Origin of the sequence: Pseudarthrobacter sp. NPDC059871 (assembly GCF_042731175.1) — a bacterium.
Classification (GTDB): Bacteria; Actinomycetota; Actinomycetes; order Actinomycetales; family Micrococcaceae; genus Arthrobacter.
The window spans coordinates 282,383-304,790 of sequence record NZ_JBHWJV010000003.1 but is presented as its reverse complement, the minus strand read 5'-3'; the positions used below and the strand labels follow the sequence as shown (position 1 = coordinate 304,790).

Genomic DNA, 22,408 nt, shown 5'->3' with positions numbered 1-22,408 from the left:
CCGGCACCACGGTGTCAGCCGGCCAATGCCAGCAGCACTCCCCCGGCCGCACCCACCAGGACCACTGCCCACGGCGGCGCCTTCCACGCGATGAGCAGCACGAAGCACACCAGGCCCAGGCAGAACGGCCCCGGCCCCGTGATGGCGGTGGTGAACAGCGGGTTGTACAGGGCGGCGGCCAGGACGCCCACCACGGCGGCGTTGGCGCCACGCATCAGGGCCTGCACCCCGGGCCGGGACCGCCACGAGTTCCAGAACGGCAGCACACCGGTGAGCAGCAGGAACCCGGGCAGGAAGATACCGGCGAGCGCGACGGCGGCACCCGCCACGCCGCCCGGACCGTATCCGGACGCCGTGCCCAGGTAGGCCGCGAAAGTGAAGAGAGGTCCCGGCACCGCCTGCGCGGCCCCGTAACCGGCCAGGAATTGCTGGCTGGTGACCCAGCCGGGCTCCACCACGCCGGCCTGCAGCAGGGGCAGGACCACGTGGCCGCCGCCGAACACCAGCGCCCCGGCCCGGTAGAACGCCTCAAACAGGGTGACCCCGGCCGAACCCGTGGCCAGCGCCAGCACCGGCAGGCCCAGCAGCAGCAGTACGAACAGGGCCAGGCAGATGATGCCCGCGGTCCGGCTGACGGGGAAACGCATCTGGCCGGTCAGGTCTGCGGTGCCGCGACGGCAGACCAGCAGCCCGGCCAGTGCACCGATCAGGATGGCCGAAACCTGGCCGAGCGACCCGGCAAGCAGGGTGGCGGACAGGGCCGCGACGACGGCGATCGCCGCCCGTTCCCGGTCCGGGGTGAGGGCCCTGGCCATCCCCCACACGGCCTGGGCCACGATGGCCACTGCCACGATCTTCAGCCCGGTGAGGATCCCGGATCCCACGGCACCCTGGAATAGTGAGGCCCCCAGGGCGAACGCGACCAGCAATGCCGCGGACGGGAGGGTGAAGGCGAGGAACGCGGCCAGTGCGCCGAGGGGGCCGGCGCGGTGCAGACCCATGCCGAAGCCCACCTGGCTGGACGCGGGCCCGGGAAGGAACTGGCATAGTGCCACCAGGTCCGCATATTCCTTGTCGTCCACCCACTTGCGCCGCCGGACCAGTTCGTCGCGGAAGTAGCCCAGGTGCGCGATGGGGCCGCCGAACGAGGTGACACCCAGTTTGAGGAAGACCCGGACGACCTCCCAGGCCGATCCGCGGTCCGTGGTTGACGCCCCGCCTGGCGCCTCGCCGGTCATGGGGCTGCCACGGGAAGCTGCGGTGGGGTCATGGGCCCATTATGCAGCGGATTGACAGGGGCCAATGACCATTGCTCCACTGGAAGGGCGCACGCCCGCGCCGCCCACGCCTGCCAAGGAGAACCCCCATGAGCAACGAACAGCTGATCATCATTGGCTCCGGCCCCGCGGGCTACACCGCCGCCATTTACGCGGCCCGGGCGGGCCTGGCCCCGCTGGTGCTGGCCGGTTCCGTCACCGCGGGCGGTGCGCTGATGAACACCACCGAGGTGGAAAACTTCCCCGGCTTCCCCGGCGGCATCCAGGGCCCCGAACTGATGGACGGGTTGCAGCAGCAGGCCGAGAAGTTCGGCGCAAAGGTGGTGTTCGACGACGTCACGTCCGTGGACCTGAAGGGTTCCGTCAAGCGCGTGGTCACCGGAGCCGGGGAGACCCACGAGGCACCCGCGGTCATCCTGGCCACCGGCTCCGCGTACAAGGAGCTGGGCCTGCCGGAGGAAAAGAAGCTCAGCGGCCACGGGGTGTCCTGGTGCGCCACGTGCGACGGGTTCTTCTTCCGCGAACAGGACATCATCGTGGTGGGCGGCGGCGACTCCGCCATGGAGGAAGCAACCTTCCTGACCCGCTTCGGGAAGTCCGTGACCGTCGTCGTCCGGAAAGGCGAACTCCGCGCCTCCCGCATCATGGCGCAGCGGGCCAAGGACAACCCCAAGATCCGGTTCGAATGGAACTCCGCCATCACCGCCATCCACGGCGACACCAAGGTCACCGGCGTCACCCTGGCGGACACCCGCTCCGGCGAGACCAGGGAACTCGGCGCCACGGGGATCTTCGTGGCGATCGGCCACCTGCCTCGCACCGAGCTGTTGACCGGCCAGGTGGACCTGGATGACGAGGGCTACATCAAGGTGGACTCCCCCACCACGTGCACCAACCTCTCCGGCGTCTTCGCCTGCGGCGACGCCGTGGACCACCGCTACCGCCAGGCCATCACCGCCGCCGGCACCGGCTGCGCCGCGGCCCTCGATGCGGAGCGGTACCTGGCCGCCCTGGACGACGCCTCAAGCATCGCCACCGCCCTCGTGGAGGAACCCACCCACAGCTGACCCGCCCCGGGTCAGGCGGGTCAGCCCGGAAAGTGGTAATAGGAACTCCTTGCCTTCCCAGCATCCATAAGTACACTTAGTACATTCATTCGATGGGCCTGGGAGAGGCGGTCGCTGCTCCCCGGGGAGGGCTCCCACTACAGAGGCGGCAAACCCCTATGTCCGGAAATCCCAAGACCCCACTGTCCATCAATGAGGAAGTGGCGCTCCTGGACCTCCAGCTCCAGGCACTGGAAATCATTGAGGAAATCCTCAGCGGCACAGACCCGCGCGAGGCCGGCGCCCGCGCTTCCCTGGGCCTGTTCGTGGACCGCAATCCGGGCCAGCCGCAGCGCGCGCTGCTTCTGCACATGCTGAGCATCCGGCGCACCAATCCCAACTGACACAGAAATAACACCCCGCGGAAACACTCCTGCAACCTCCCGACGGCAAGCTGTCCTTACGGGGACACAACCAACAGGAGGCAGCCCGCATGGAGGCACAGGGAGTCAGTACCGCTCAGCTCCGCATTGGAGACAACATCGAGGCGTGGCACCGGGGCAAGCTGTTCCACAGCGGCCGGGTGACCGGAGTCGTGCCGGCCCTGGATCTGTTCTGGATCCTGGACGCACGGACCGGCGCGCGCAAGCTGCTGGACCCGGAGGCCCTGGAAATCCGGCACCTGGAGGTACCCGCGGAACCCTTGCTGGGACTCTCCCCGGCCTAGCCGGCCACAGATAAACCGCGACGCCGGCACTCACTCGTGTGCCGGCGTCGTGCGTCCCCGAGGGATTTGACTAGGTGCGGTCCTGGTAGACGTCCGGGATGCCGTCGTGGTCAGAATCCACCGTCTCCAGGTCCTCGGCCTGCCGGTATTGCCGGTTCCGGGTCCGGAGCACCGCGGTGGCCAGCAGCGCGGCAAGCAGTGATGCCGTGAGGATGCCCACCTTGGCGTGGTCGTCGTGCAGGCTGCCCTGCCCGAAGCTCAGCTCGGCCACCAGCAGCGACACCGTGAACCCGATGCCGGCCAACAGGGACACGCCAAAAATGTCCACCCACCGGTAGGAGTCGTCCAGCTTCGCCTTCGTGGTTTTGGTCAGGAGCCAGGTGGTGCCCAGGATGCCGACGGGCTTGCCCAGCACCAGCGCCAGGATGATGCCCAGGGCCACGGGGTCAGCGAGCGCCGAAACGAGCCCATCCCATCCGCCGATGGCGACGCCCGCGGAGAAGAAGGCGAACACGGGCACGGCAATGCCTGCGGAGATGGGCCGGAACCGGTGCTCGAAGATTTCCGCGAGCCCGGGGCCGGCCTCCGGTCCGCCGCTGGCCTGCGACCGGAGCACCGGCACCGCGAAGCCCAGCAGCACGCCGGCAACGGTGGCGTGGATCCCGGAAGCGTGCACCAGTGCCCAGGCCGCGAACCCCAGCGGGAGCAGGATCAGCCAGGCCGCAGCGGCGTGGGTGCCGAAGAACCGGCGGTACTTCTGGACCAGGAACGTGAAGATGCCCAGCGGGACCAGCGCTAGGAGCAGCGGCGCCACTTGGAGGTCGCTGGAGTAGAAGAACGCGATGATGCTGATGGCGATCAGGTCGTCCACCACGGCCAGGGTCAGCAGGAAGATCCGCAGGGCGCTGGGCAGGTGTGACCCGATCACTGCCAGCACTGCCACGGCGAAGGCGATGTCCGTGGCGGTGGGGATGGCCCAGCCGCGGAGCGTGTCCGGGTTGGCGGCATTCACGACGCCGTAGATCACCGCCGGGACCAGCACCCCGCCGGCGGCGGCCAGCACCGGGACGATGGACGTGCTGATCTGGCGCAGGTCACCGGCCACGAATTCGCGCTTGAGTTCCAGTCCCACCAGGAAGAAGAAGACCGCGAGGAGTCCGTCGGCCGCCCAGGCGCCGAGGCTTAGTTCGAGATGCCAAGGTGCATAGCCCACCGTGATGTCCCTGAGGGCGAAGTAGCTGTCCGACGCCGGGGAGTTGGCCCAGATGAGGGCGATCAACGCGGCGGCCACCAGGAGGGCGCCGCCCACGGTTTCCTTGCGGAGGATCTCGCCGATCCGCAGGGCTTCAGCGTAGGAGCCGCGGGCCAGGAAGGGACGGCGGGGCTTGGGTGGGGCCTGGTGCTTATGCGGCGGCTGCGGGGTGGAGGTCACGGCAGGGTCCTGACTTTCGGGGGTCGACGAAACTATGCCGACCAGACTTCCCGGCGCACCTTCGTCCATCCTACCGGCCGGCAACGTCCCCTTCGACGCACGCGGCCCCGCGCTGCAGCCGGAACGCGGGGCGCGTGCCTCCATATGACAAGACCTGCCGGCCCTGAGGATGCGTTCCCGTACGATGCCAACTTCCTGGAACAGGTCGATCCCACCACCCTGCGTTTCCTCGTGGAAGATGCGGGCCGGAAGTTCTATGCAGTGCAGAGTACCGATGGCGCGCAGGCCTGCCTGGCCGTGGTCAACGTGAATCAGCAAGTCAGCGACTACGCAGGATGCGCCGCGGCAGCCGGCAGCTCCAGCAACAGGATCGTGACCGTCAGCGGAACCGACAAAAGACCCGCCGTCCTGGTGCCGGACTATGCCGACGCCGTCCAGCTGGAGTCTGAAGGCCTGAGGCGGATCCACCAGAACGTGTACTTAGGCCAGTAACCGCCCTACTTCGCCAGGAACCGGATCACCACGCTGTTCCACTCCTCCGCGTGGCTCACGTTGCAGCCGTGCGGCGCATCCTTGATGACGTGGACCTCGCTGTCCGCCAGCGCGGCGTGCGTCCGCTGGCCGGACCCCTCGAACGGCACCGTTGCATCGCCGTCGCCATGGATCACCAAGGCCGGGACTGTGACTTCGGCGAGATCGCCCCGGAAGTCGGTCCCGCCGAAGGCCGCCATGCAGGCCAGCGCCGCGTTCTTGTTGGCCTGCCCGCACATGGCGCCGGCTTCCTTACGCTGCACCTCGCTGACCTTGAGGACGCCGTCCACGGAGAAGAAGTCGCGGGTGAACGAATCGTAGAAAGCTGCCTCGTCCTTGACGAGGTCCTCGGCCATACCGTCCGCCTGCTCCGGGGTCAGGGGACCATCCGGGTTGTCGTCCGTCCGCATGAGGTAGGGCGTGACGGCGGAGGCGAAGACCACGCTGCGGATCCTCCCCGGCCCGTACAAGCCGAGGTAACGAGCCACCTCGCCGCCGCCCATGGAGAACCCCACCAGGGTCACGTCCGTCAGGTCCAGTTCCACCAGGACCTTCTGCAGGTCCTCGGCCAAAACATCGTAGTTGTAGCCTGCCGGCGGCTTGCTGCTCAGGCCGAACCCCCTGCGGTCATAAGTAATGGGACGGTAACCCGCCTCCTGCAGCGCCGGGATCTGCTCCTCGAAGGACTTCCCGGAGAGCGGCCATCCGTGGATGAGGACCACCGGGCGGCCCGCTCCGCCGGCATCGTCAACATGCAGATTGGTGTCCTTGAACAGCCCATGATGGGCAGTAACTTCGGTCATGGCTGACCTTCCGATATGCGGTTTCCGGGCCTCGGTTGATGCCCGGACACCAGTCATTCGGCAGCATGCTGACTTTTGGATGGGTGCGGAGGGTAGCCAGGGAACGCACGCCTGTCCGGCGGCGGATTGCCAGGCAGTTCGTCGTTATGGGCTCGTCTGGTGTCAGCCTGTTGGTCTGGGCCCGCTTGAAATCAGCCTGCCTGGCGGCCGGGACCAGGGCGTCCCGCCACAGGACGCGGCGAAGGTCCGGGGACGGCGGGGCGTCCGGCAACTACAGGGGACGGTCCGGGGGCGGCCCGGCGTTCCGGTGCCGCCCGGTGGTCGGGCGCTGCCCGGTGGTCGGGTGCTGCCCCGCGGCCCTTGGCGGCCTGATGTTCCCGGGACTTGTCCCGGTCCCCCAAAGCTGCCGGCGCCCGGTCCGCTATGGCCCTGACGGCCTTGACCAGGTACTCCCGGGCGTCCTCGGAGTTGGCCAGCTGCACCAGTTCCGCCGCCACTGCCACCAGCTTGACGTTGCGGTAGCTGCTGGTGGCCACCAGCAGCTGGAAAGCTTCATCGGAGCCAATGCCGAGCAGGCCCATGAGGATTCCCCTCGCCTGGTCGATCACGGTGCGGGATGCGGTTGCGCCAGCCACCGCATCACGGGCGGTCTGCTCGGTTTCGCGCTGCAGGGTTGAAGTGAGGTCCACCATCACGCCCTCAATCACGCTGACTTTGCCGTCCGGTCCCACGATGCCCTCGCCGGAGGACAGCACCCGCTTGGTTTTGCCCCTGGAGTCGATGATCCGGTGGTACATGCAGAAATACCCGCCGGTCTGGGCTACCTGGGCCACGATGGCCTCGCAGCGCTGCCGGTCCTTGGGATGCTTGTGCGCGAACAGCAGATCCAGGGTGGGGACCACGTCGCCGCGGCGGTATCCGTGGAGTTGGTACATTCCATCGGACCATTCGATAGCCCAGCCATCCACCACGGCCTTGTACGTTCCCGCGACACAGTCGTCGTCCCCCAGCGCACTCGAGTAGGTGTATGGGCCGCGCACGTCCTTCACAAGGGCCACCTCCATGTAGCATCCGGCTCCGCCTGCACAGGCATGCTCTGCCCGTGTGGGCTTTTATACCAGTATGACGGGCGCCAGATTAACTTGATAGGCCGCGCCGGTACTTCCCTCGGTCACAAGCCGCCCGGAAGACCCAACGCGCGCTCACTTGCGGCGGCTCCCACCCCAACGCGCGCTCACTCCCGGCGGCTCCCACCCCAACGCGCGCTCACTCCCGGCGGCTCCCACCCCAACGCGCGCTCACTCCCGGCGGCTCCCACCCCAACGCGCGCTCACTTGCGGCGGCTCCCACCGAGCCCGCTCACCATACCAGCGCAGGGTGATAGCACTCGGGATCCTTTGACACAGATACCCCCTAGGGGTATCCTCGAACTGTTGTCAGTGAAGTGGTATGTCCCGGCCGGCGCCCCCGAGCGCCCCGCTTTCACAGCCGTTCAACCCCAGCGCCTGCTTGTCCACAAGGATTCTTCCTTCGCCAAGAAACGGACCTGACATGCAAGACCATTTCCATCACCATCACGACGGTGGCCGCCAGTCCGCCGGTGCGGTCACCGACGCCCGGGCTGCCGCAGCCCCTGCCGGGCATGGTCCCGGCCACGGGCAAGCTCCCGGCCACGCGCACGCGGCCGTACCCAGGCAGCACGGCACCCACACAGACCACGATGACGCCCACACCGTCCACACGTCCGGCCAGCACGCTGGCCACAGCACAGCCATGTTCCGGAACAGGTTCTGGCTCACGCTGGCCCTGTCGGTTCCCGTGGTCTACTTCAGCCCCATGGTGGGCCACCTCCTGGGCTACATGGCGCCCATGTTCCCGGGCTCGGCCTGGATTCCGCCGGTCCTGGGAACCCTTATCTTCCTCTACGGCGGCCAGCCGTTCCTCAAGGGCGGCCTGCAGGAGCTGAAGGATCGCCAGCCCGGCATGATGCTGCTGATCGCCATGGCCATCTCCGTGGCTTTCGCCGCCTCCTGGGTCACCAGCCTGGGCCTGGGCGGCTTCGACCTCGATTTCTGGTGGGAGCTGGCGCTTCTGGTGGCCATCATGCTGCTGGGGCACTGGATCGAGATGCGCGCCCTCGGATCGGCGCAGGGAGCGTTGGATGCCCTTGCCGCGCTGCTGCCGGACGACGCCGAGCGGGTCACAGCATTCGGTACCGAGACGGTGGCCGTGTCCGAGCTGCTGCCCGGCGACCTGGTCCTGGTCCGCCCCGGTGCCCGGATGCCCGCCGACGGCACGGTTGCGGAGGGCCGCGCCGAGTTCGACGAATCCATGATCACCGGCGAATCCAAGACCGTTCCCCGCGGACCCGGTGACGCCGTGGTGGCCGGAACCGTGGCCACGGACTCCGGTGTTCGCGTCCGCGTCACAGCGGTGGGCGACGATACCGCCCTGGCCGGCATCCAGCGTCTGGTGGCCGAGGCTCAGGCATCATCCTCCCGCGCCCAGGCGCTGGCCGACCGCGCCGCCGCCTTCCTTTTTTACTTCGCCGCCGGAGCGGGTGTGCTCACGTTCATCGCCTGGACCCTGCTGGGCAGCGTGCCGGAAGCGGTCACCCGGACGGTGACAGTTCTGGTGATTGCCTGCCCGCACGCCCTGGGACTGGCCATTCCGCTGGTGATCGCAATCTCCACCGAACAGGCCGCCCGCGCGGGGGTGCTGATCAAGAGCAGGATGGCGCTGGAGCGCATGCGGACCATCGATGTGGTCCTCTTCGACAAGACCGGCACCCTCACCAGGGGCGAACCCGAGCTCCGGGACACCGCCACAACAGGGGCCCTGGATGCCGACGGCCTGCTGTCCCTGGCCGCCGCGGTGGAATCCGACAGCGAGCATCCCGCCGCCCGGGCCATTGTCCGTGCTGCGCGGAGCCGTGGCATCACAGTCCCTGCCGCGTCCGGATTTTCGGCGCTGGCGGGCCGCGGGGTGCAGGCAACCGTGGACGGCCGCACGCTGCACGTGGGCGGACCCGCGCTCCTGCGCGAGCTTGGCGCCGTCGAACCTTCCGGCCTGGCTGAGGCCACGCGCAGCTGGCGGGAGCGTGGCGCATCCGTGCTGCACGTGCTCGACGGCGGACGTGTCCTGGGTGCCGTGAGCCTGGAGGATGCGGTGCGGCCGGAGTCCCGGCAGGCGGTGGCGGCCCTGCAAAACCGCGGCGTCAAGGTTGCCATGATCACCGGTGATGCGCGCCAGGTGGCGCAGGCTGTGGCCGCGGACCTGAACATCGACGAGGTGTTTGCCGAGGTGCTGCCGGCGGACAAGGACAAGAAGGTGGCGCAGCTGCAGGCCCGCGGGCTGAAGGTGGCCATGGTGGGCGACGGCGTGAACGACTCCCCAGCGCTGGCCCGGGCCGAGGTGGGCATCGCCATCGGCGCCGGGACGGATGTGGCGATGGAATCGGCGGGCGTGGTGCTGGCGGGCAACGATCCCCGTGCGGTGCTGTCGATGGTGGACCTCTCCCGGGCAAGCTACCGCAAGATGTGGCAGAACCTGGTGTGGGCCACCGGCTACAACGTCCTGTCCGTTCCGCTGGCCGCCGGTGTGCTCGCCTTCGCCGGTGTGGTCCTCTCGCCGGCCGCCGGCGCCGTGCTGATGAGCGCCTCCACGATCGTGGTGGCGCTGAACGCCCAGCTGCTGCGGCGGCTCAAGCTCAACCCCGCCGAGGTGCGCTGACGCCGCCACCTCCACAAACACTCCCGTTCACTGACTTTCCTGAAGGACGTTCAACCATGACTACGAAAACCAAAACCCTGATGCTCGCCGCAGCCCTCGCAGCTTCCCTGGGCCTGGCAGGCTGCGCCGCCGGTTCCGGAAGCTCCGGCGGAAACACCATGCCCATGAACCACGGCAGCTCGGCTCCTATGTCCAGCATGATGCCGGACGCCAACTCGGACCATAACCAGGCGGACATCATGTTCAACCAGATGATGATCCCGCACCACCAGCAGGCCGTGGAGATGAGCGGCATCATGCTGGCCAAGCCTGGCATTCCGGCGCCGGTGGCCTCCCTGGCTACCCGCATCAGGGACGCGCAGTCGCCGGAGATCAAGCAGATGACCGTCTGGCTGGAGGGCTGGAACGTGCCCACCATGATGGACGACCACTCCGGCCACGGGATGGGCGGCATGGTGGACGACGACGGCATCGCCAAACTCAAGGCCGCCCAAGGCACCGAAGCAGCCCAGCTCTTCCTTGAACAGATGACCGGGCACCACGAGGGCGCCATCGTCATGGCCCGGCAGGAGATCGGCTCCGGCAAATACCCGCAGACCATCCAGCTGGCCCGCGACATCATCAAAGCCCAGGAAGCCGAGATCACCGAGATGAAGGAGCTTCTGGCCGGCCTCTGACCCCGACCCACCGAAACGCCCGCTCACTTCTGGCGGCTCCCACCGAAACGCCCGCTCACCATTCCAACGGGAGGTGAGCGCGCGTTTGCTCCAAAGCAACCAAAGGTGAGCGCGCGTTTGCTCCAAAGCAACCAAAGGTGAGCGCGCGTTTGCTCCAAAGCAACCAAAGGTGAGCGGGCGTGCGGGGTGGGGCGGCCGCCGTCGGGCGTGTGCGTGTTAAGTTGAGATGCACGGACTGTATGGTCCCGGCACCGGCTGGAAAGAGTAACTTCCCTTGGATATCCCCGCACCAGTAAGAATCCTGACCGTCTGCACGGGCAACATCTGCCGCTCGCCCGTCGCTGAACGGCTGCTGCAGACAGGACTCAACCAGGTGGTGCCCGGCGGGTTCGAGGTGGCCAGCGCCGGAACCCGGGCCATGGTGGGCGATCCCATGCAGCCGATTTCGGCGGATATTGTGCGGACCTACGGCGGGAATCCGGACGGTTTTGAGGCCCGGCAGCTGAACTCCAGGATCCTTCGCGGCGTGCACCTGGTGCTCACCATGACCTCCGGCCACCGCGGCGAGGTGCTGCAACAGGACGCGTCGATGCTGAAGCGGACGTTCACCATCCGCGAGTTCGCCCGGATGCTCGACGTACTGGACGGCCGCGCCACGGAAGCCCCCGCCGAGGATCACGGTGACGCAGACGCGCTGGCCGCGAACACCGCGTACTGGCGGAGCCTCCCGGCCCGTGCCGCAGGTGTCCGGCACCTGGCCCTGCCGGCGGATTCCGCGGAGAACGACATCATTGACCCGTACCGGCGCTCCCCCGAGGTGTACCGGCAGATGGAGGACGAACTGGCCCCCGCCATTGTTTCCATCCTGCGGCACGCCCGCCTCAACTCCCCGGCCCGCGGGAACGTCCCGAACTCGCTGTAGCGTCCCGGCGAGCGCTGACAGGCTCCGGCTAGACCGCTGCCAGCACGACGGCGGTACCCGGCTGTGTCCGGCCCGTAACCACCGTGCAGGTGACAGTTTGGCCACGGCTGTAGCCAACCGGGCACCGGCGGGCGGACACTGATCCCACCACAGTCACGGTGAGGTGAGGGGGCACTATGAGCACACCAGGCGGTTCGGACCCATCCGGTCCCGCGGGACCCACGAACCCGGGCACCTCACAGCACGGCCACTGGATGGTGGCGCACGGCCGCCGCCGCTGGATCGCCGCCCTGCTGGCCCTGGTCCTGGTGGCTGCCGCCGTCGTGGCCGTTATCAGCCTCAACCGCGCCGGCAACGTCACGCCGCCGGCCGCCCAGGGCACCGCCACCCCAACCGAAACCACCACCCCCACCCCGTCGGCGACCCCGTCCGAAACACCCCCGCCACCGGCACCGGCGGCTCCTCCGCCGCCCCCGCCCATCGCGGAACTGCCTCCCGGGGCCATGAACGTCCTGGTGATCGGCAGCGACATCCGCGGCGGCACACCGGCAAAAGATGCCGCCGCGCACACGGCAGCCACCGGCGAAGCGCAGGACCACCGGGCGGACACCCTGATGGTGGTCCACGTCCCGGCCGACCGCAGCACGCTCTACCTCATCTCCATCAACCGCGACACGTGGGTGAACATCCCCGGCTACGGCGGCGCCAAGATCAACGCCGGGCTGGAATACGGCGGCATCGACATGCAGACCGCCGCCGTCCAGGAACTGCTGGGCATCACCATCAACCACACCCTGATGCTGGACTTCGGCGGGTTTAAGCTTTTGGTGGACGGCCTGGGCGGCGTCGACGTCAATGTGCCCATCGCGTTCCAGTCCACCATCGAGACCCAGCATGTGTTCCCCGCCGGCATGAACCACCTGGACGGCCAGGCGGCGCTGGAGTTCTCCCGGGAGCGGTACGCCTTCGCCGACGGCGACTTCCAGCGGGTCCGCGACCAGCAGATCATGCTCCGCGCCATCCTGGCCCGCCTCACCGCGGGCGGGGCGCTGAACGACGTCACAGCCGTGCGGTCCCTCGTGGACTTCGCATCCTGCTGCCTCACTGTGGACAAGGGCTTCGACCCCATTCAGGCCGCCATCCTGGCCTATAGCCTGCGGAACCTGGATGCCGGCGCGATCCGCAGCATGACGCTTCCGACGGCGGGGTCCGGGTTCGTTGCCGGGCAGTCGGTGCTGTTCCCGGATTACGGCGGCATTGCAGCGGTGGGCGCAGCCCTGCGGGAGGGCCGGATCGGCGAGCTCGCGAGGGAGTAGGGTCAGGCGCTTCCCGCCGGGCCAGCTTTCGGCGCTGCGCAGATCCGTCACCGACGCGCAGATTCGAGTGCGCGGCCCGTATACAGGGTGCGCCACCGGACTTGCGCGTCGACGCTGAGGGTCCGCGTCGAAGCTGAGGGTGCGCGTCGCAGTCGAATATGGGCGTCGCTCGCGATGATGCGCGTCGATCCGGTGCTGTTCAGCCCGGGCTTACCCGCCGTTCACCTTGCGGAAAAGACCTGTGTGCACGGCGCCGGAAGGGTGGAGGGCATGACTGACATCCCGCGCCGCACCATCGTCAAGGGCTCCGTGCTCGCCGCCGCACTTGCCTCCGCCCCGGCCGCAGCAAATGCCGCAAACGCCGCCACGACGGCCACACCCACCCGGTCACCGGCCGGTGTCGCGTTAGTCCGCAACCGGCTCACGCTTCCCAGCGGCATCGCCACCGGGGACGTCACCTCGGATTCGGCGCTCCTGTGGTCCCGTTCCTCGGAGGCCGGCCGCATGAGGGCGGTGCTCCGGGCAGTGGACGACGGCGGCGCGGTCCTTCGCGGGCGGGGCGCCTTCGAGCGGGTCATCCGCGGGCCCCGGGCCACCCAGGCGTCCGACTTCACCGCGAAGATCCACGCGGGCAACCTCCCCTCTAACACCCACTTCGCCCTGGAGATCAGTTTCGAGGACGACGGCGGCGCCACCGGTGAGACGGTCAACGGCACCTTCCGCACGGCACCGGACAGGGGCGCGGTCAACGGCAAGGGCCGCACCGGTGACACAAGCAACGGAGGCTACGTCCCGGCGTCGTACGCGCAAAGCTTCGTCTGGACCGGCGACACCGCGGGCCAGGGCTGGGGCATCAACGAGGAGATCGGCGGCATGCGGGGCTACCGGGCCATGCACCAGACCCGGCCGGACTTCTTCATCCACTCCGGAGACACCGTGTACGCGGACGGCCCGCTCACCGAAACCGTGGTGGAAAAGGACGGGCAGGTGTGGCGGAACCTGGTCACCGAGGAGGTGTCCAAGGTGGCCGAGACGCTTACCGAGTACCGCGGCAGGCACCGGTACAACATGATGGACGCCAACATGCGGGCCATGTTCGCGGACGTCCCCGTGATCGCCAACTGGGACGACCACGAAACCACCAACAACTGGTACCCCGGCGAAATCCTGGACGACCCCCGCTACACCGTCCGGGACGTCAACACCCTCGCCGCCCGCGGCCGTCAGGCCTGGCAGGAAAACATGCCCATCGCGGACAGCAGCACGTTGTGGCGGCCGGGCACGTTCGACGACGGCGGCCAGTACCAGCCGGCCCGCATCTACCGGAAGATCTCCCGCGGCCCGCAGCTGGACATCTTCTGCCTGGACATGCGCACCTTCAAATCCCCCAACACGGACGGCAAGGAGCAGTACACCACCAACATCCTGGGCCAGGAGCAGGTGGACTGGCTGATCCGGGAGGTCTCGAAGTCCAAGGCGACGTGGAAGGTCATTGCCGCGGACCTGCCCCTGGGCATCATCGTGCCGGACGGTGCCGTGAACCAGGAGAGCCTGGCCAACCGCGACGACGGCGCTCCCCTGGGCCGCGAGCTCGAGATCGCCGGAGTGCTGAGCGCCTTCAAGAGGAACCGCGTGAAGAACGTGGTGTGGCTGACCGCCGATGTGCATTACTGCGCGGCGCACCACTACTCCCCCGAGCGCGCAGCGTTCACCGATTTCGACCCGTTCTGGGAGTTCGTGGCCGGGCCCATCGCCGCGGGCTCGTTCGGACCTAACGCGATGGACGGCACGTTCGGCCCCGAGGTGGTGTTCGCCAAGGCGGGCCGCTTCCCGGGCGAATCACCGCGCGACGGCGAAAACCAGTTCTTCGGGCACGTCCAGCTGGGCGAGGACAACAGTTTCACCGCCAGCCTCCGGAACGCCAACGGCGCCACGGTGTTCTCCAAGGTGCTGGCGCCGGAGCGGTAGGTGCCCGGGGCGGGCATCCCGGCCTTCGACTCCGGCACCGGGGTGCCCCGCCGCCGTCGTCCGTTATCTTTCCGGCCCTGTGGGTACGGCCGCTGGTAGTGTTCCGGATTCGGCGCGGACGCGGACGGGGAGTGACTTTCATGAACGACGACGGACTGACGGAAGCGGTGCAGGAGGCCGGCGCGGTGGAGCTGCTGCTGATCCGGCACGGCGAAAGCGAAGGGAACGTGGCCGCCACCGAGGCACACTTGGCGGGCGCGGAGATCATCGAGGTGCCGGCACGCGATGCCGATGTGAACCTCTCCGATGTGGGCCAGGAACAGGCTGCCGCACTGGGGACGGCCTTGGCGCGGATCGCCGAGGACTGCCGGCCGGACGCCGTGGTGTCCTCCCCCTATGCGCGGGCGCACCAGACGGCAGAAATCGCTGTCGGGACCGCCGGCTGGTCCGTGCAGGTGCAGGTGGACGAGCGGCTGCGTGACCGTGAGCTGGGCATCCTGGACCGGCTGACCCGGGTGGGCGTGGAGACGCGGTACCCGGAGGAGGCCGAACGGCGGTCCTGGCAGGGGAAGCTGTATTACCGTCCGCCGGGCGGGGAGTCATGGGCTGATGTGGCGCTGCGGCTCCGTTCCGTGCTGGCCGAACTGAACAACCTCGGCACCGGACACCGGGTGATGCTGGTCTGCCACGACGCCGTCATCCTGCTGTTCCGCTACCTGCTTGAGGGCATGTCCGAGCAGGAGCTGCTGGACCTCGCGGCCAGCACGTCGGTGCTGAACGCGTCGATGACCCGGTATGTGCGGCCGTCCGGTGCGGGGCCGTGGACGCTGGAGAGCTTCAACGTGGCTGACCACCTGGCCGAGCAGGGCGTCGAAGTCACCGAACATGCCGGGGATGCCAGTGTCCGCCCGCGGTGACACCGGCCCGCAGCTGGTGACGCCCTCGCTGCTGCGGGACTGGCGGCTGCCTGCCCCTGGCGAGGACAAGTATTCGCGCGGCTCCGTACTGGTGGTGGGCGGTGCGCGGAACACCCCGGGGGCTGCGCTCCTGGCAGGTACCGCAGCACTACGGGCCGGTGCAGGGAAGCTGACGCTCGCCGTGGCCGAATCCGTGGCGGTCCACGTGGGTGTCGCCCTGCCGGAGTGTGGTGCCATCGGACTGCCGGAAACCGCTGACGGCTCCGTCACCGCTGAGGGCGTGGACCGGATTTCGGCCAACCTGGACTCGGCTGACGCCATCCTGGTGGGCCCAGGGCTCGACGATCCGGACCTGGCACGGGAGCTTCTTGAGGCGCTCCTGTCCCGCGAAGAGGAAGCCGGTTCTTCAGGGGACGCTGCCGGTGGCGGGCAAGACGGCGGGAAGCACGACGACGGCGGCGCAGGCTCCGGCGCGTCGGGCCGGGAAGGAGGACCCGCCGTCGTCCTTGACGCGTTTGCGCTGGCCGCGCTCGCGGAGCTGGAGGACCGGGTGGCGCCGTGGCGGGGGCGGCTGATCCTGACTCCGAACCCCACCGAGGCCGGCATCCTGCTGGGCCGGGACACTGAGGACCTGGAAACGGACGTGGCCGAAATCGCCCGCAGGTTCGGCGCGGTGGTGAGCTGCCAGGGGCTGATCGCGCGGCCGCCGGGCGTTGGCCCGGAGGAGCCCGGGCTGTGGAAGATCACCACGGGGTACGGCGGGCTGGGGACCTCGGGCAGCGGGGATGTCCTGGCCGGAGCGATCGCCGGTGTGCGGGCCCGCGGAACCACCAGCGCGCAGGCGGCCTGCTGGGGCACGCACCTGCACGCGGCGGCGGCCGACCGGTTGGCCAGCAGGATGGGGCCACTCGGTTTCCTGGCCCGCGAACTCGCCGACGAGCTCCCGGCACTGATGCTGGAGCTGGGCACCTAGATTCTGCCCAGGGCAAGCGATGGCCCCCCGCGTTATCGCGGAGGGCCACCGTATTCGGAGGGGATCACTCGCAACTGCCGATGCGCTACCGGCGCTGTGGCGTTCCTTAACGGCAAACCGCCCAAAACTGGCAGATACAACGCGTTCGGATCCTCCCGGTCCATTCGTTCTACACCGGCGGGCCCGTCACCACAAGGCATCCCCGCCGGTAACTTGGACGGCCCCCGGCCGGAGCCGGAGGCCGCCGCCTCGGGACATCGGTGCACATGCTGCCGGTGCGCTGTCTGGCGCGGTGGCGTGCACAGAGTGGCGAAACGCCCATAGAGGCAGTCAACACAAAGGCCCCAACGTCCCGATCCTGGAAAAACTAGGCTGCGATTTCCTGCTTGGCCCCCTTCATCTCGATTTCGATCTTGCGCGGCTTGGCCTTCTCGGCAACCGGGATCCGCAACGTCAGGACTCCGGCGTCGTAGCTGGCTTTCACGTTTTCCGTGTCCAGGGTGTCGCCGAGGATCAACTGGCGGCTGAAGACACCGCGCGGCCGTTCGGAGGCGATCAGTTCGGTGTTGTTGGCGGCGGGGTCCGGGCGTTCGGCGCGCACTGTCAGCACGTTGCGTTCCACGTCCAGGTCTACGGATTCGGGCGAAACTCCGGGAAGGTCGAAGGCGACCACAAAGTCATGGTCCTCCCGCCAGGCGTCCATCGGCATGGCTGCCGGACGGGCGGCTGTGCCGAGGACCTGCTGGGCCAGCCTGTCCAGCTCGCGGAACGGATCGGTTCGCATCAACATGGCTTCCTCCTCATAAGGGTGGTCCAACACTGTTTAGTTTTTCAGCCGATCTATGGTGGCTGATATAGATTTTTTAGCACCGGTGACACAGGTACGCAAGCCCGTCCGGTGAGTTTTTTTTGGCGGCCAGCGCACGTTCCGGGGCAAGCCGAAGGGGCCCTCCGCAGATCTGCGGAGGGCCCCTTCGACGGGTTGGTTCTGGGGCCTAATCCCGTGTGGGATCAGGGCGGAGAGGTGCCGGCCCCGGGTCGGGAACAGGGAGCGGACCGGGTGGCTCGGGAGTGGGAAACGGGCTGGGCGCCGGCGGGCCGGGGTGGCCGGGCTGCGTGGGATCGGGCGATGTGGGATCCGGGCCGGGCTCCGGCGGGAACGGCGACGGTTCGTGCACTGGCGGGATGGTCATGGATCTTCCCCTCTCACGCTGGGCGGCGCCTGTACCGAGCTAGGTGCCTTGGACTGAACACGATACGCCTGCCTCCTCCGGCCGGACAGGCCGCTCCCCCGCAACGCCCGCTCACATCATGCGGCTCTAACCCCAACGCCCGCTCACATCATGCGGCTCTAACCCCAACGCCCGCTCACATCATGCGGCTCTAACCCCAACGCCCGCTCACTCTCTTCAGAAGAGTGAGCGGGCGTTGGGGTCATAAGCACCACAAGTGAGCGGGCGTTGGGGTTTTAAGCACCACAAGTGAGCGGGGGTTCCAAACCTCAACGCGCGCTGACTCTCCGCCCTCCCCACGTTCCCCCTCCCCACATTCCCCCTCCCCACATTCCCCGGCGCCCAGGAACCCCCGCTGGGTGGAAACGAGAGGGGTTTCTTCCCCGGTAGCGAACGCCGGCCACGGCGGGGTGCCCGATCTATATATTGAGTCCATGACCTCCACTCCGCTGCAGAACTCCGCCAGCACGCCAGCGTCCGCCGCCACCCCGCCCGTGGCCAAGAAGGTGCCCACCGAAAGAACGCACCACGGGGACACCTATGTGGACAACTATGAGTGGCTGCGGGACAAGGAGTCCGCCGAGGTGGTGGAGCACCTGAAGGCCGAGAACGCCTACCAGGAAGCGGTCACCGCCCACCAGGAGCCGCTGCGCGAAGCCATCTTCCAGGAGATCAAGGGCCGCACCCAGGAAACCGACCTCTCGGTTCCGCACCGCAAGGACGGCTGGTGGTACTTCAGCCGCTCGGTGGAGGGCAAGGAGTACGGCATCCAGTGCCGTGTCCGCGCCAATGACACCGATGACAGGATCGCCGACTGGACCCCGCCGGCCGTGGAGCCCGGCGTCGAAATCCCCGGCGAAGAAGTCCTGCTGGACGGCAACGTCGAGGCCGAGGGCCAGCCGTTCTTCTCCGTGGGCGGCACCGCCGTGACGGTGGATGGCACCCTCTACGCCTACGCCGTGGACAACTCCGGCGACGAACGCTTCACCCTCCGGATCAAGGACCTCCGCACCGGCGAACTGCTGCCGGACGTCATTGAAAACATCTTCTACGGAGTGTCCTTCTCCCCCGACGGCAGCCGCCTCTTCTACACCGTGGTGGATGACTCCTGGCGCCCGTACCAGGTGAAGGCGCACGTCCTGGGCACCCCGGTCAGCGAGGACGCGGTGATCTACCAGGAGGACGACACCGCCATGTGGCTCGGTTTCGAGCTCTCCTCGGACCGGCGCTACCTGGTCCTGGGCATCGGATGTTCCGAGTACAGCGAAACCCGGCTGCTCCGCTTCGACGACCCCGCACAGGAAATCACCACCGTCATTTCGCGGGACGAACGCGTCCTGTACGAGGCGGAGCCGTTCCTCCTCGAAGGCCCGGACGGCGTCAAGGCCGAGAAGATCCTCCTCACCCACAACCGCGGCGCCATCAACTCCATGGTGTCCCTGGCGGACCCCGCCGAGCTGGCAAAGCCGCTGGCTGAGCAGGCCTGGCAGACCGTCGTCGAGCATTCCGACGACGTCCGCGTCAACGGTGCCAGCGTCACCTCCACGCACCTCATCGCCTCCATCCGCAAGGACACCATCGAGCGCGTCCAGGTGATGGGGCTGGCCGGGCTGGGCACGCCGGCGCAGCAGGCCCCGGTGGAACCCGCGTTTGACGAGGAGCTCTACACGGCAGGGGTGGGCGGCTCGGACTACGAGGCACCCGTCATCCGGCTGGGCTACACGACCTACTTCACGCCGTCGCGCATTTACGACTTCGTCCTGCCCACCGCGGAGCAGCCCGCCGGCGAGCTGCTGCTGCGCAAGGAAAGCCCCGTCCTGGGCGGTTACGACGGCAGCGACTACGTGGCCACCCGCGAATGGGCGACGGCGGCGGACGGCACACGCATCCCGCTGTCCGTCCTGCGGCACAAGGACATCAGGCAGGATTCGACGGCGGCCGGCCTGGTCTACGGGTACGGCTCCTACGAGCTGAGCATGGACCCCGGGTTCGGGATCGCGCGGCTCTCGCTGCTGGACCGCGGCGTGGTGTTCGTGATCGCCCATATCCGCGGCGGCGGTGAGTTGGGCCGGCACTGGTACGAGGACGGCAAGAAGCTCACCAAGAAGAACACCTTCACGGACTTCGTGGATGCCACGGACTGGCTGGCCGGTTCGGGATGGGTGGACCCTGCACGGATCGCGGCGCTGGGCGGCTCGGCGGGCGGCCTGCTGATGGGCGCCATCGCCAACATGGCACCGGAAAAGTACAAGGCCGTGGTGGCCCAGGTGCCGTTCGTGGACCCGCTCACCAGCATCCTGGACCCGGACCTGCCCCTCTCCGCCCTCGAGTGGGAGGAATGGGGCAACCCGATTACCGACGCTGACGTGTACGCGTACATGAAGTCCTACTCGCCCTACGAAAACGTGCGCGACGTGGCCTACCCCAAGATCGCCGCCGTGACGTCCTTCAACGACACCCGCGTCCTCTACGTCGAGCCCGCCAAGTGGGTGCAGGAACTGCGGAACCGCACCACCGGATCCGAGCCGATCCTCATGAAGATCGAGATGGACGGCGGGCACGGCGGCGCCTCCGGCCGGTACGTGCAGTGGCGCGAACGGGCGTGGGATTACGCGTTCATCGCCGACTCCCTGGGCGCCACGGAACTGCTGCCGGGGGCCGGGCTGAAGTAGGCCCTCCTTAAGTGGAGCGTACGACGGCGGTGCCGCGCCGCCGTCGTACGCCCGCCTTTCGTCCCCGCGCCCGGATGCCGTCCCCTCCACGGGTATCCAGAAATGATCACCATGCTTACTATTGTTGGGCAGTTGTTTTCCGCCGCACGAAGCCGAAGGAGCAGCAATGTCACTCAGCAAGGGAACGCACGTGGAGTGGAACACCTCCCAGGGCAAGACGCACGGCAAGATCGTGGAGAAGAAAACCAGCGACTTCGAACTGGACGGCAACACCCACCGTGCCAGCCAGGATGAACCGCAGTACGTGGTGGAGTCGGACAAGACCGGCGCCCGGGCAGCGCACAAGGCGTCGGCACTGACCGAGAAGAAGTAGCGCCGTGGCCGCTTTGCATGAAGTGGTCATCATTGGCGGCGGCAACGCGGGAGTGTCGCTGGCGGCGCGGCTGGAGCGGTACGGGGTCCGGGACGTGGCGCTCATCGAGCCCAAGGACCACCACTTCTACCAGCCGTTGTTTTCCCACATTGCCGGCGGCCGCGCACAGGCGAAGGAGGCCGTCCGGAGCCAGGCCGCGGTGACCCCGCCCGGCGTGGAATGGATCCGGGATGCCGCCGTGGACGTGGACGCGAATACCAACACGGTCACGCTGGCATCCGGCTCAACTGTCGGGTACGGGCAGCTGGTGGTTTGCCCTGGGCTGCAGTACGACTGGGACGCCGTGCCGGGCCTTGCTGATGCCGTCCATTCACCGCACGGCGCCACCCACTACGAGTTCGAGCTGGCGTCGAAGGCCTGGACCCTCCTCAGCGGCCTTACGTCGGGCACGGCCGTGTTCACCATGCCTTCCGGGCCCATCAAGTGCGGCGGAGCCAGCCAGAAGCCCATGTACCTGGCCTGCGACTACTGGCGGCAACAGGGCGTCCTGGACAAGATCCGGGTGGTGATGGTGCAGCCCTACCCCACCGTGTTCGGCGTGCCGGAGGTGGACCGCGAACTGGACCGGAAGATCGCCGAATACGGCATTGAGCTGCGGACGGACAGCGAACTGGTGTCCGTGAATGCAGCACGCCGGGAGGCGACCATCCGCAACCTCGGCTCAGGCAGCCAGGACACCCTGCAGTACGACGTCCTCAACGCGGTGCCGCCGCAGTCCGCGCCGGACTGGCTGAAAGCCACCGACCTCCCGGCCCCCGCGGACAAGGGCGGTTTCGTGGAGGTGGACCGGCAGACCCTCCGCCACCTGCGGTACCCCAACATCTGGTCCCTGGGTGACGCCGCCGGGACCACCAACTCGAAGTCCGGCGGGGCGCTGCGCAAGCAGACCAAGGTGCTGGCCAAGAACCTGGTGGCCGCCCGGAAAGGAAAGCCGCCCACGCAGAAGTACAACGGCTATTCGGTCTGCCCGTTCACCGTCTCACGCGACACCGTGGTGTTCGCCGAGTTCGACGACAGGTACCGGCCCATGCCCACCATCCCCCGGATCTCCACCTGGAACGAAAGCAAGGCGTCCTGGGTGGTGGACCGCGACGTCTTCCCGCAGGTCTACTGGAACCTCATCCTCAAGGGCCGGGCCTAGGGACCCCCGCGGACGCGGCAGGCCTACCCGGCCGGCCCGTCGGCGGACACCGGCACATCGCCGGCCCGCCACTCGTCGGCGAGGACTGCGTAGATCATCTCCGTGGCCCACTGGTCCTTGTAGAACCACTTGTCCACGTGGCGGCCCTCCAGCCGCATGCCCAGGCGTTGGCAGAGCGCGGCGGAGGCGGTGTTGAGTTCGTCCAGCCGCGCTTCGATCCGGCGCAGGCCAAGCTTCCCGAAACCATAGTCCAGGACCGCTGCCGCCGCTTCGGTGGCGTAGCCCTTGCCGCGTGCCTGCGGTGCCATGGACCAGCCCACTTCCGCCTGGCCGCGGCCCGGGAGCCACTTGAGTACCACTTCCCCCAGCAGGCCCGGCTCCCCTGCGGCTTCTATGGCCAGGCAGAGCCAGTCGCCTTCCTTCTCGTAAACGAAGTTGGCGTATTTCCCCACGTACTCCATGGATTTGGTGTAGCTTTTGGCCGGCCCGGGCAGGAACCGGGCGGTCTCCGCGAGCGAGTGGTAGGCGTGGAAGGCCTCCAGGTCTCCGGCTTCGAAGCGCCGCAGGACCAGGCGGCCGGTACGGATGGGCAGTGCGATGTCCGGCATC

The 22,408-nt window shown here is 68.1% G+C and carries 20 protein-coding genes; 14 read left to right on the top strand and 6 right to left on the bottom strand.

Annotated features, from left to right (window positions below):
• Window positions 1–14: 14 nt before the first annotated feature.
• Window positions 15–1,238, bottom strand: a complete 1,224-nt coding sequence (chrA, locus tag ACFV4R_RS06510) for a chromate efflux transporter (protein ID WP_377201395.1) — start codon at window positions 1,236–1,238, stop codon at window positions 15–17.
• A 128-nt stretch (window positions 1,239–1,366) separates the two neighbouring features.
• Here chrA and trxB point away from each other — a divergent pair, with 128 nt between their 5' ends.
• From trxB to ACFV4R_RS06495, 3 genes are all read left to right on the top strand, one after another.
• Entirely contained in the window at window positions 1,367–2,344 is a 978-nt protein-coding gene (trxB, locus tag ACFV4R_RS06505) for a thioredoxin-disulfide reductase (RefSeq protein ID WP_045729353.1), read from the top strand.
• Window positions 2,345–2,502: 158 nt separating this feature from the next.
• Window positions 2,503–2,727 (top strand): hypothetical protein, encoded by a 225-nt coding sequence (locus ACFV4R_RS06500; protein ID WP_377201396.1) that lies wholly within the window; start codon window positions 2,503–2,505, stop codon window positions 2,725–2,727.
• Window positions 2,728–2,816: 89 nt separating this feature from the next.
• Window positions 2,817–3,050: a hypothetical protein gene (locus ACFV4R_RS06495; protein WP_377201397.1), complete on the top strand. Its 234-nt coding sequence runs from the start codon at window positions 2,817–2,819 to the stop codon at window positions 3,048–3,050.
• Window positions 3,051–3,120: 70 nt separating this feature from the next.
• Here ACFV4R_RS06495 and nhaA read toward each other — a convergent pair whose 3' ends face one another.
• A complete protein-coding gene (nhaA, locus tag ACFV4R_RS06490; RefSeq protein WP_377201398.1) occupies window positions 3,121–4,482 on the bottom strand; it encodes a Na+/H+ antiporter NhaA in 1,362 nt (453 codons plus the stop codon).
• Between the two features lie 144 nt (window positions 4,483–4,626).
• Between nhaA and ACFV4R_RS06485 the strand changes: the two genes are divergently transcribed.
• Window positions 4,627–4,974, top strand: coding sequence for a hypothetical protein (locus ACFV4R_RS06485; protein ID WP_377201399.1), 348 nt, complete (start codon window positions 4,627–4,629; stop codon window positions 4,972–4,974).
• Between the two features lie 5 nt (window positions 4,975–4,979).
• Here ACFV4R_RS06485 and ACFV4R_RS06480 read toward each other — a convergent pair whose 3' ends face one another.
• Both ACFV4R_RS06480 and ACFV4R_RS06475 read right to left on the bottom strand, forming a co-directional pair.
• Entirely contained in the window at window positions 4,980–5,816 is an 837-nt protein-coding gene (locus ACFV4R_RS06480; RefSeq protein WP_377201400.1) for an alpha/beta fold hydrolase, read from the bottom strand.
• 191 nt (window positions 5,817–6,007) lie between these two features.
• Window positions 6,008–6,880 (bottom strand): ANTAR domain-containing protein, encoded by an 873-nt coding sequence (locus ACFV4R_RS06475; RefSeq protein ID WP_377201401.1) that lies wholly within the window; start codon window positions 6,878–6,880, stop codon window positions 6,008–6,010.
• 487 nt (window positions 6,881–7,367) lie between these two features.
• Here ACFV4R_RS06475 and ACFV4R_RS06470 point away from each other — a divergent pair, with 487 nt between their 5' ends.
• From ACFV4R_RS06470 to ACFV4R_RS06440, 7 genes are all read left to right on the top strand, one after another.
• The gene (locus tag ACFV4R_RS06470; protein ID WP_377201402.1) at window positions 7,368–9,548 is read left to right on the top strand and encodes a copper-translocating P-type ATPase; all 2,181 of its coding nucleotides are present in this window, start codon (window positions 7,368–7,370) and stop codon (window positions 9,546–9,548) included.
• Between the two features lie 56 nt (window positions 9,549–9,604).
• Window positions 9,605–10,225 carry a DUF305 domain-containing protein gene (locus tag ACFV4R_RS06465; protein WP_377201403.1) on the top strand — a complete coding sequence of 207 codons (621 nt, stop codon included), beginning with the start codon at window positions 9,605–9,607 and terminating at the stop codon, window positions 10,223–10,225.
• 274 nt (window positions 10,226–10,499) lie between these two features.
• A complete protein-coding gene (locus tag ACFV4R_RS06460; RefSeq protein WP_377201404.1) occupies window positions 10,500–11,147 on the top strand; it encodes a low molecular weight phosphatase family protein in 648 nt (215 codons plus the stop codon).
• Between the two features lie 176 nt (window positions 11,148–11,323).
• On the top strand, window positions 11,324–12,463 hold the full coding sequence (locus ACFV4R_RS06455; protein ID WP_377201405.1) for an LCP family protein: 1,140 nt from the start codon (window positions 11,324–11,326) through the stop codon (window positions 12,461–12,463).
• Between the two features lie 270 nt (window positions 12,464–12,733).
• On the top strand, window positions 12,734–14,431 hold the full coding sequence (locus ACFV4R_RS06450; protein WP_377201406.1) for an alkaline phosphatase D family protein: 1,698 nt from the start codon (window positions 12,734–12,736) through the stop codon (window positions 14,429–14,431).
• Window positions 14,432–14,571: 140 nt separating this feature from the next.
• Window positions 14,572–15,348, top strand: coding sequence for a histidine phosphatase family protein (locus ACFV4R_RS06445; RefSeq protein ID WP_377201642.1), 777 nt, complete (start codon window positions 14,572–14,574; stop codon window positions 15,346–15,348).
• Window positions 15,326–16,321 carry an NAD(P)H-hydrate dehydratase gene (locus ACFV4R_RS06440; RefSeq protein WP_377201407.1) on the top strand — a complete coding sequence of 332 codons (996 nt, stop codon included), beginning with the start codon at window positions 15,326–15,328 and terminating at the stop codon, window positions 16,319–16,321. Before ACFV4R_RS06445 ends, ACFV4R_RS06440 begins: the two co-directional genes overlap by 23 nt.
• Window positions 16,322–16,688: 367 nt before the next feature.
• Here ACFV4R_RS06440 and ACFV4R_RS06435 read toward each other — a convergent pair whose 3' ends face one another.
• On the bottom strand, window positions 16,689–17,111 hold the full coding sequence (locus ACFV4R_RS06435; protein ID WP_056076127.1) for an Hsp20/alpha crystallin family protein: 423 nt from the start codon (window positions 17,109–17,111) through the stop codon (window positions 16,689–16,691).
• Window positions 17,112–17,987: 876 nt separating this feature from the next.
• Between ACFV4R_RS06435 and ACFV4R_RS06430 the strand changes: the two genes are divergently transcribed.
• The 3 genes from ACFV4R_RS06430 to ACFV4R_RS06420 all read left to right on the top strand — a co-directional run bounded on the left by ACFV4R_RS06430 (window position 17,988) and on the right by ACFV4R_RS06420 (window position 21,799).
• Entirely contained in the window at window positions 17,988–20,225 is a 2,238-nt protein-coding gene (locus ACFV4R_RS06430; RefSeq protein WP_377201408.1) for a S9 family peptidase, read from the top strand.
• A 166-nt stretch (window positions 20,226–20,391) separates the two neighbouring features.
• Window positions 20,392–20,598 carry a DUF2945 domain-containing protein gene (locus ACFV4R_RS06425; RefSeq protein ID WP_377201409.1) on the top strand — a complete coding sequence of 69 codons (207 nt, stop codon included), beginning with the start codon at window positions 20,392–20,394 and terminating at the stop codon, window positions 20,596–20,598.
• A gap of 4 nt (window positions 20,599–20,602) precedes the next feature.
• The gene (locus ACFV4R_RS06420; protein ID WP_377201410.1) at window positions 20,603–21,799 is read left to right on the top strand and encodes an NAD(P)/FAD-dependent oxidoreductase; all 1,197 of its coding nucleotides are present in this window, start codon (window positions 20,603–20,605) and stop codon (window positions 21,797–21,799) included.
• Between the two features lie 23 nt (window positions 21,800–21,822).
• On the opposite strand, the gene ACFV4R_RS06415 is transcribed toward ACFV4R_RS06420, so the two are convergent.
• Window positions 21,823–22,407 carry a GNAT family N-acetyltransferase gene (locus tag ACFV4R_RS06415; RefSeq protein WP_377201411.1) on the bottom strand — a complete coding sequence of 195 codons (585 nt, stop codon included), beginning with the start codon at window positions 22,405–22,407 and terminating at the stop codon, window positions 21,823–21,825.
• Window position 22,408: the final 1 nt, after the last annotated feature.

Coding starts and splice junctions, on each gene's coding strand:
- chrA (WP_377201395.1), bottom strand. CDS start 1,238: ATGACCGGCGAGGCGCCAGGCGGGGCGTCAACCACGGACCGCGGATCG.
- trxB (WP_045729353.1), top strand. CDS start 1,367: ATGAGCAACGAACAGCTGATCATCATTGGCTCCGGCCCCGCGGGCTAC.
- ACFV4R_RS06500 (WP_377201396.1), top strand. CDS start 2,503: ATGTCCGGAAATCCCAAGACCCCACTGTCCATCAATGAGGAAGTGGCG.
- ACFV4R_RS06495 (WP_377201397.1), top strand. CDS start 2,817: ATGGAGGCACAGGGAGTCAGTACCGCTCAGCTCCGCATTGGAGACAAC.
- ACFV4R_RS06485 (WP_377201399.1), top strand. CDS start 4,627: ATGACAAGACCTGCCGGCCCTGAGGATGCGTTCCCGTACGATGCCAAC.
- ACFV4R_RS06480 (WP_377201400.1), bottom strand. CDS start 5,816: ATGACCGAAGTTACTGCCCATCATGGGCTGTTCAAGGACACCAATCTG.
- ACFV4R_RS06475 (WP_377201401.1), bottom strand. CDS start 6,880: ATGGAGGTGGCCCTTGTGAAGGACGTGCGCGGCCCATACACCTACTCG.
- ACFV4R_RS06470 (WP_377201402.1), top strand. CDS start 7,368: ATGCAAGACCATTTCCATCACCATCACGACGGTGGCCGCCAGTCCGCC.
- ACFV4R_RS06465 (WP_377201403.1), top strand. CDS start 9,605: ATGACTACGAAAACCAAAACCCTGATGCTCGCCGCAGCCCTCGCAGCT.
- ACFV4R_RS06455 (WP_377201405.1), top strand. CDS start 11,324: ATGAGCACACCAGGCGGTTCGGACCCATCCGGTCCCGCGGGACCCACG.
- ACFV4R_RS06450 (WP_377201406.1), top strand. CDS start 12,734: ATGACTGACATCCCGCGCCGCACCATCGTCAAGGGCTCCGTGCTCGCC.
- ACFV4R_RS06445 (WP_377201642.1), top strand. CDS start 14,572: ATGAACGACGACGGACTGACGGAAGCGGTGCAGGAGGCCGGCGCGGTG.
- ACFV4R_RS06440 (WP_377201407.1), top strand. CDS start 15,326: ATGCCAGTGTCCGCCCGCGGTGACACCGGCCCGCAGCTGGTGACGCCC.
- ACFV4R_RS06435 (WP_056076127.1), bottom strand. CDS start 17,111: ATGTTGATGCGAACCGATCCGTTCCGCGAGCTGGACAGGCTGGCCCAG.
- ACFV4R_RS06430 (WP_377201408.1), top strand. CDS start 17,988: ATGACCTCCACTCCGCTGCAGAACTCCGCCAGCACGCCAGCGTCCGCC.
- ACFV4R_RS06425 (WP_377201409.1), top strand. CDS start 20,392: ATGTCACTCAGCAAGGGAACGCACGTGGAGTGGAACACCTCCCAGGGC.
- ACFV4R_RS06415 (WP_377201411.1), bottom strand. CDS start 22,407: ATGCCGGACATCGCACTGCCCATCCGTACCGGCCGCCTGGTCCTGCGG.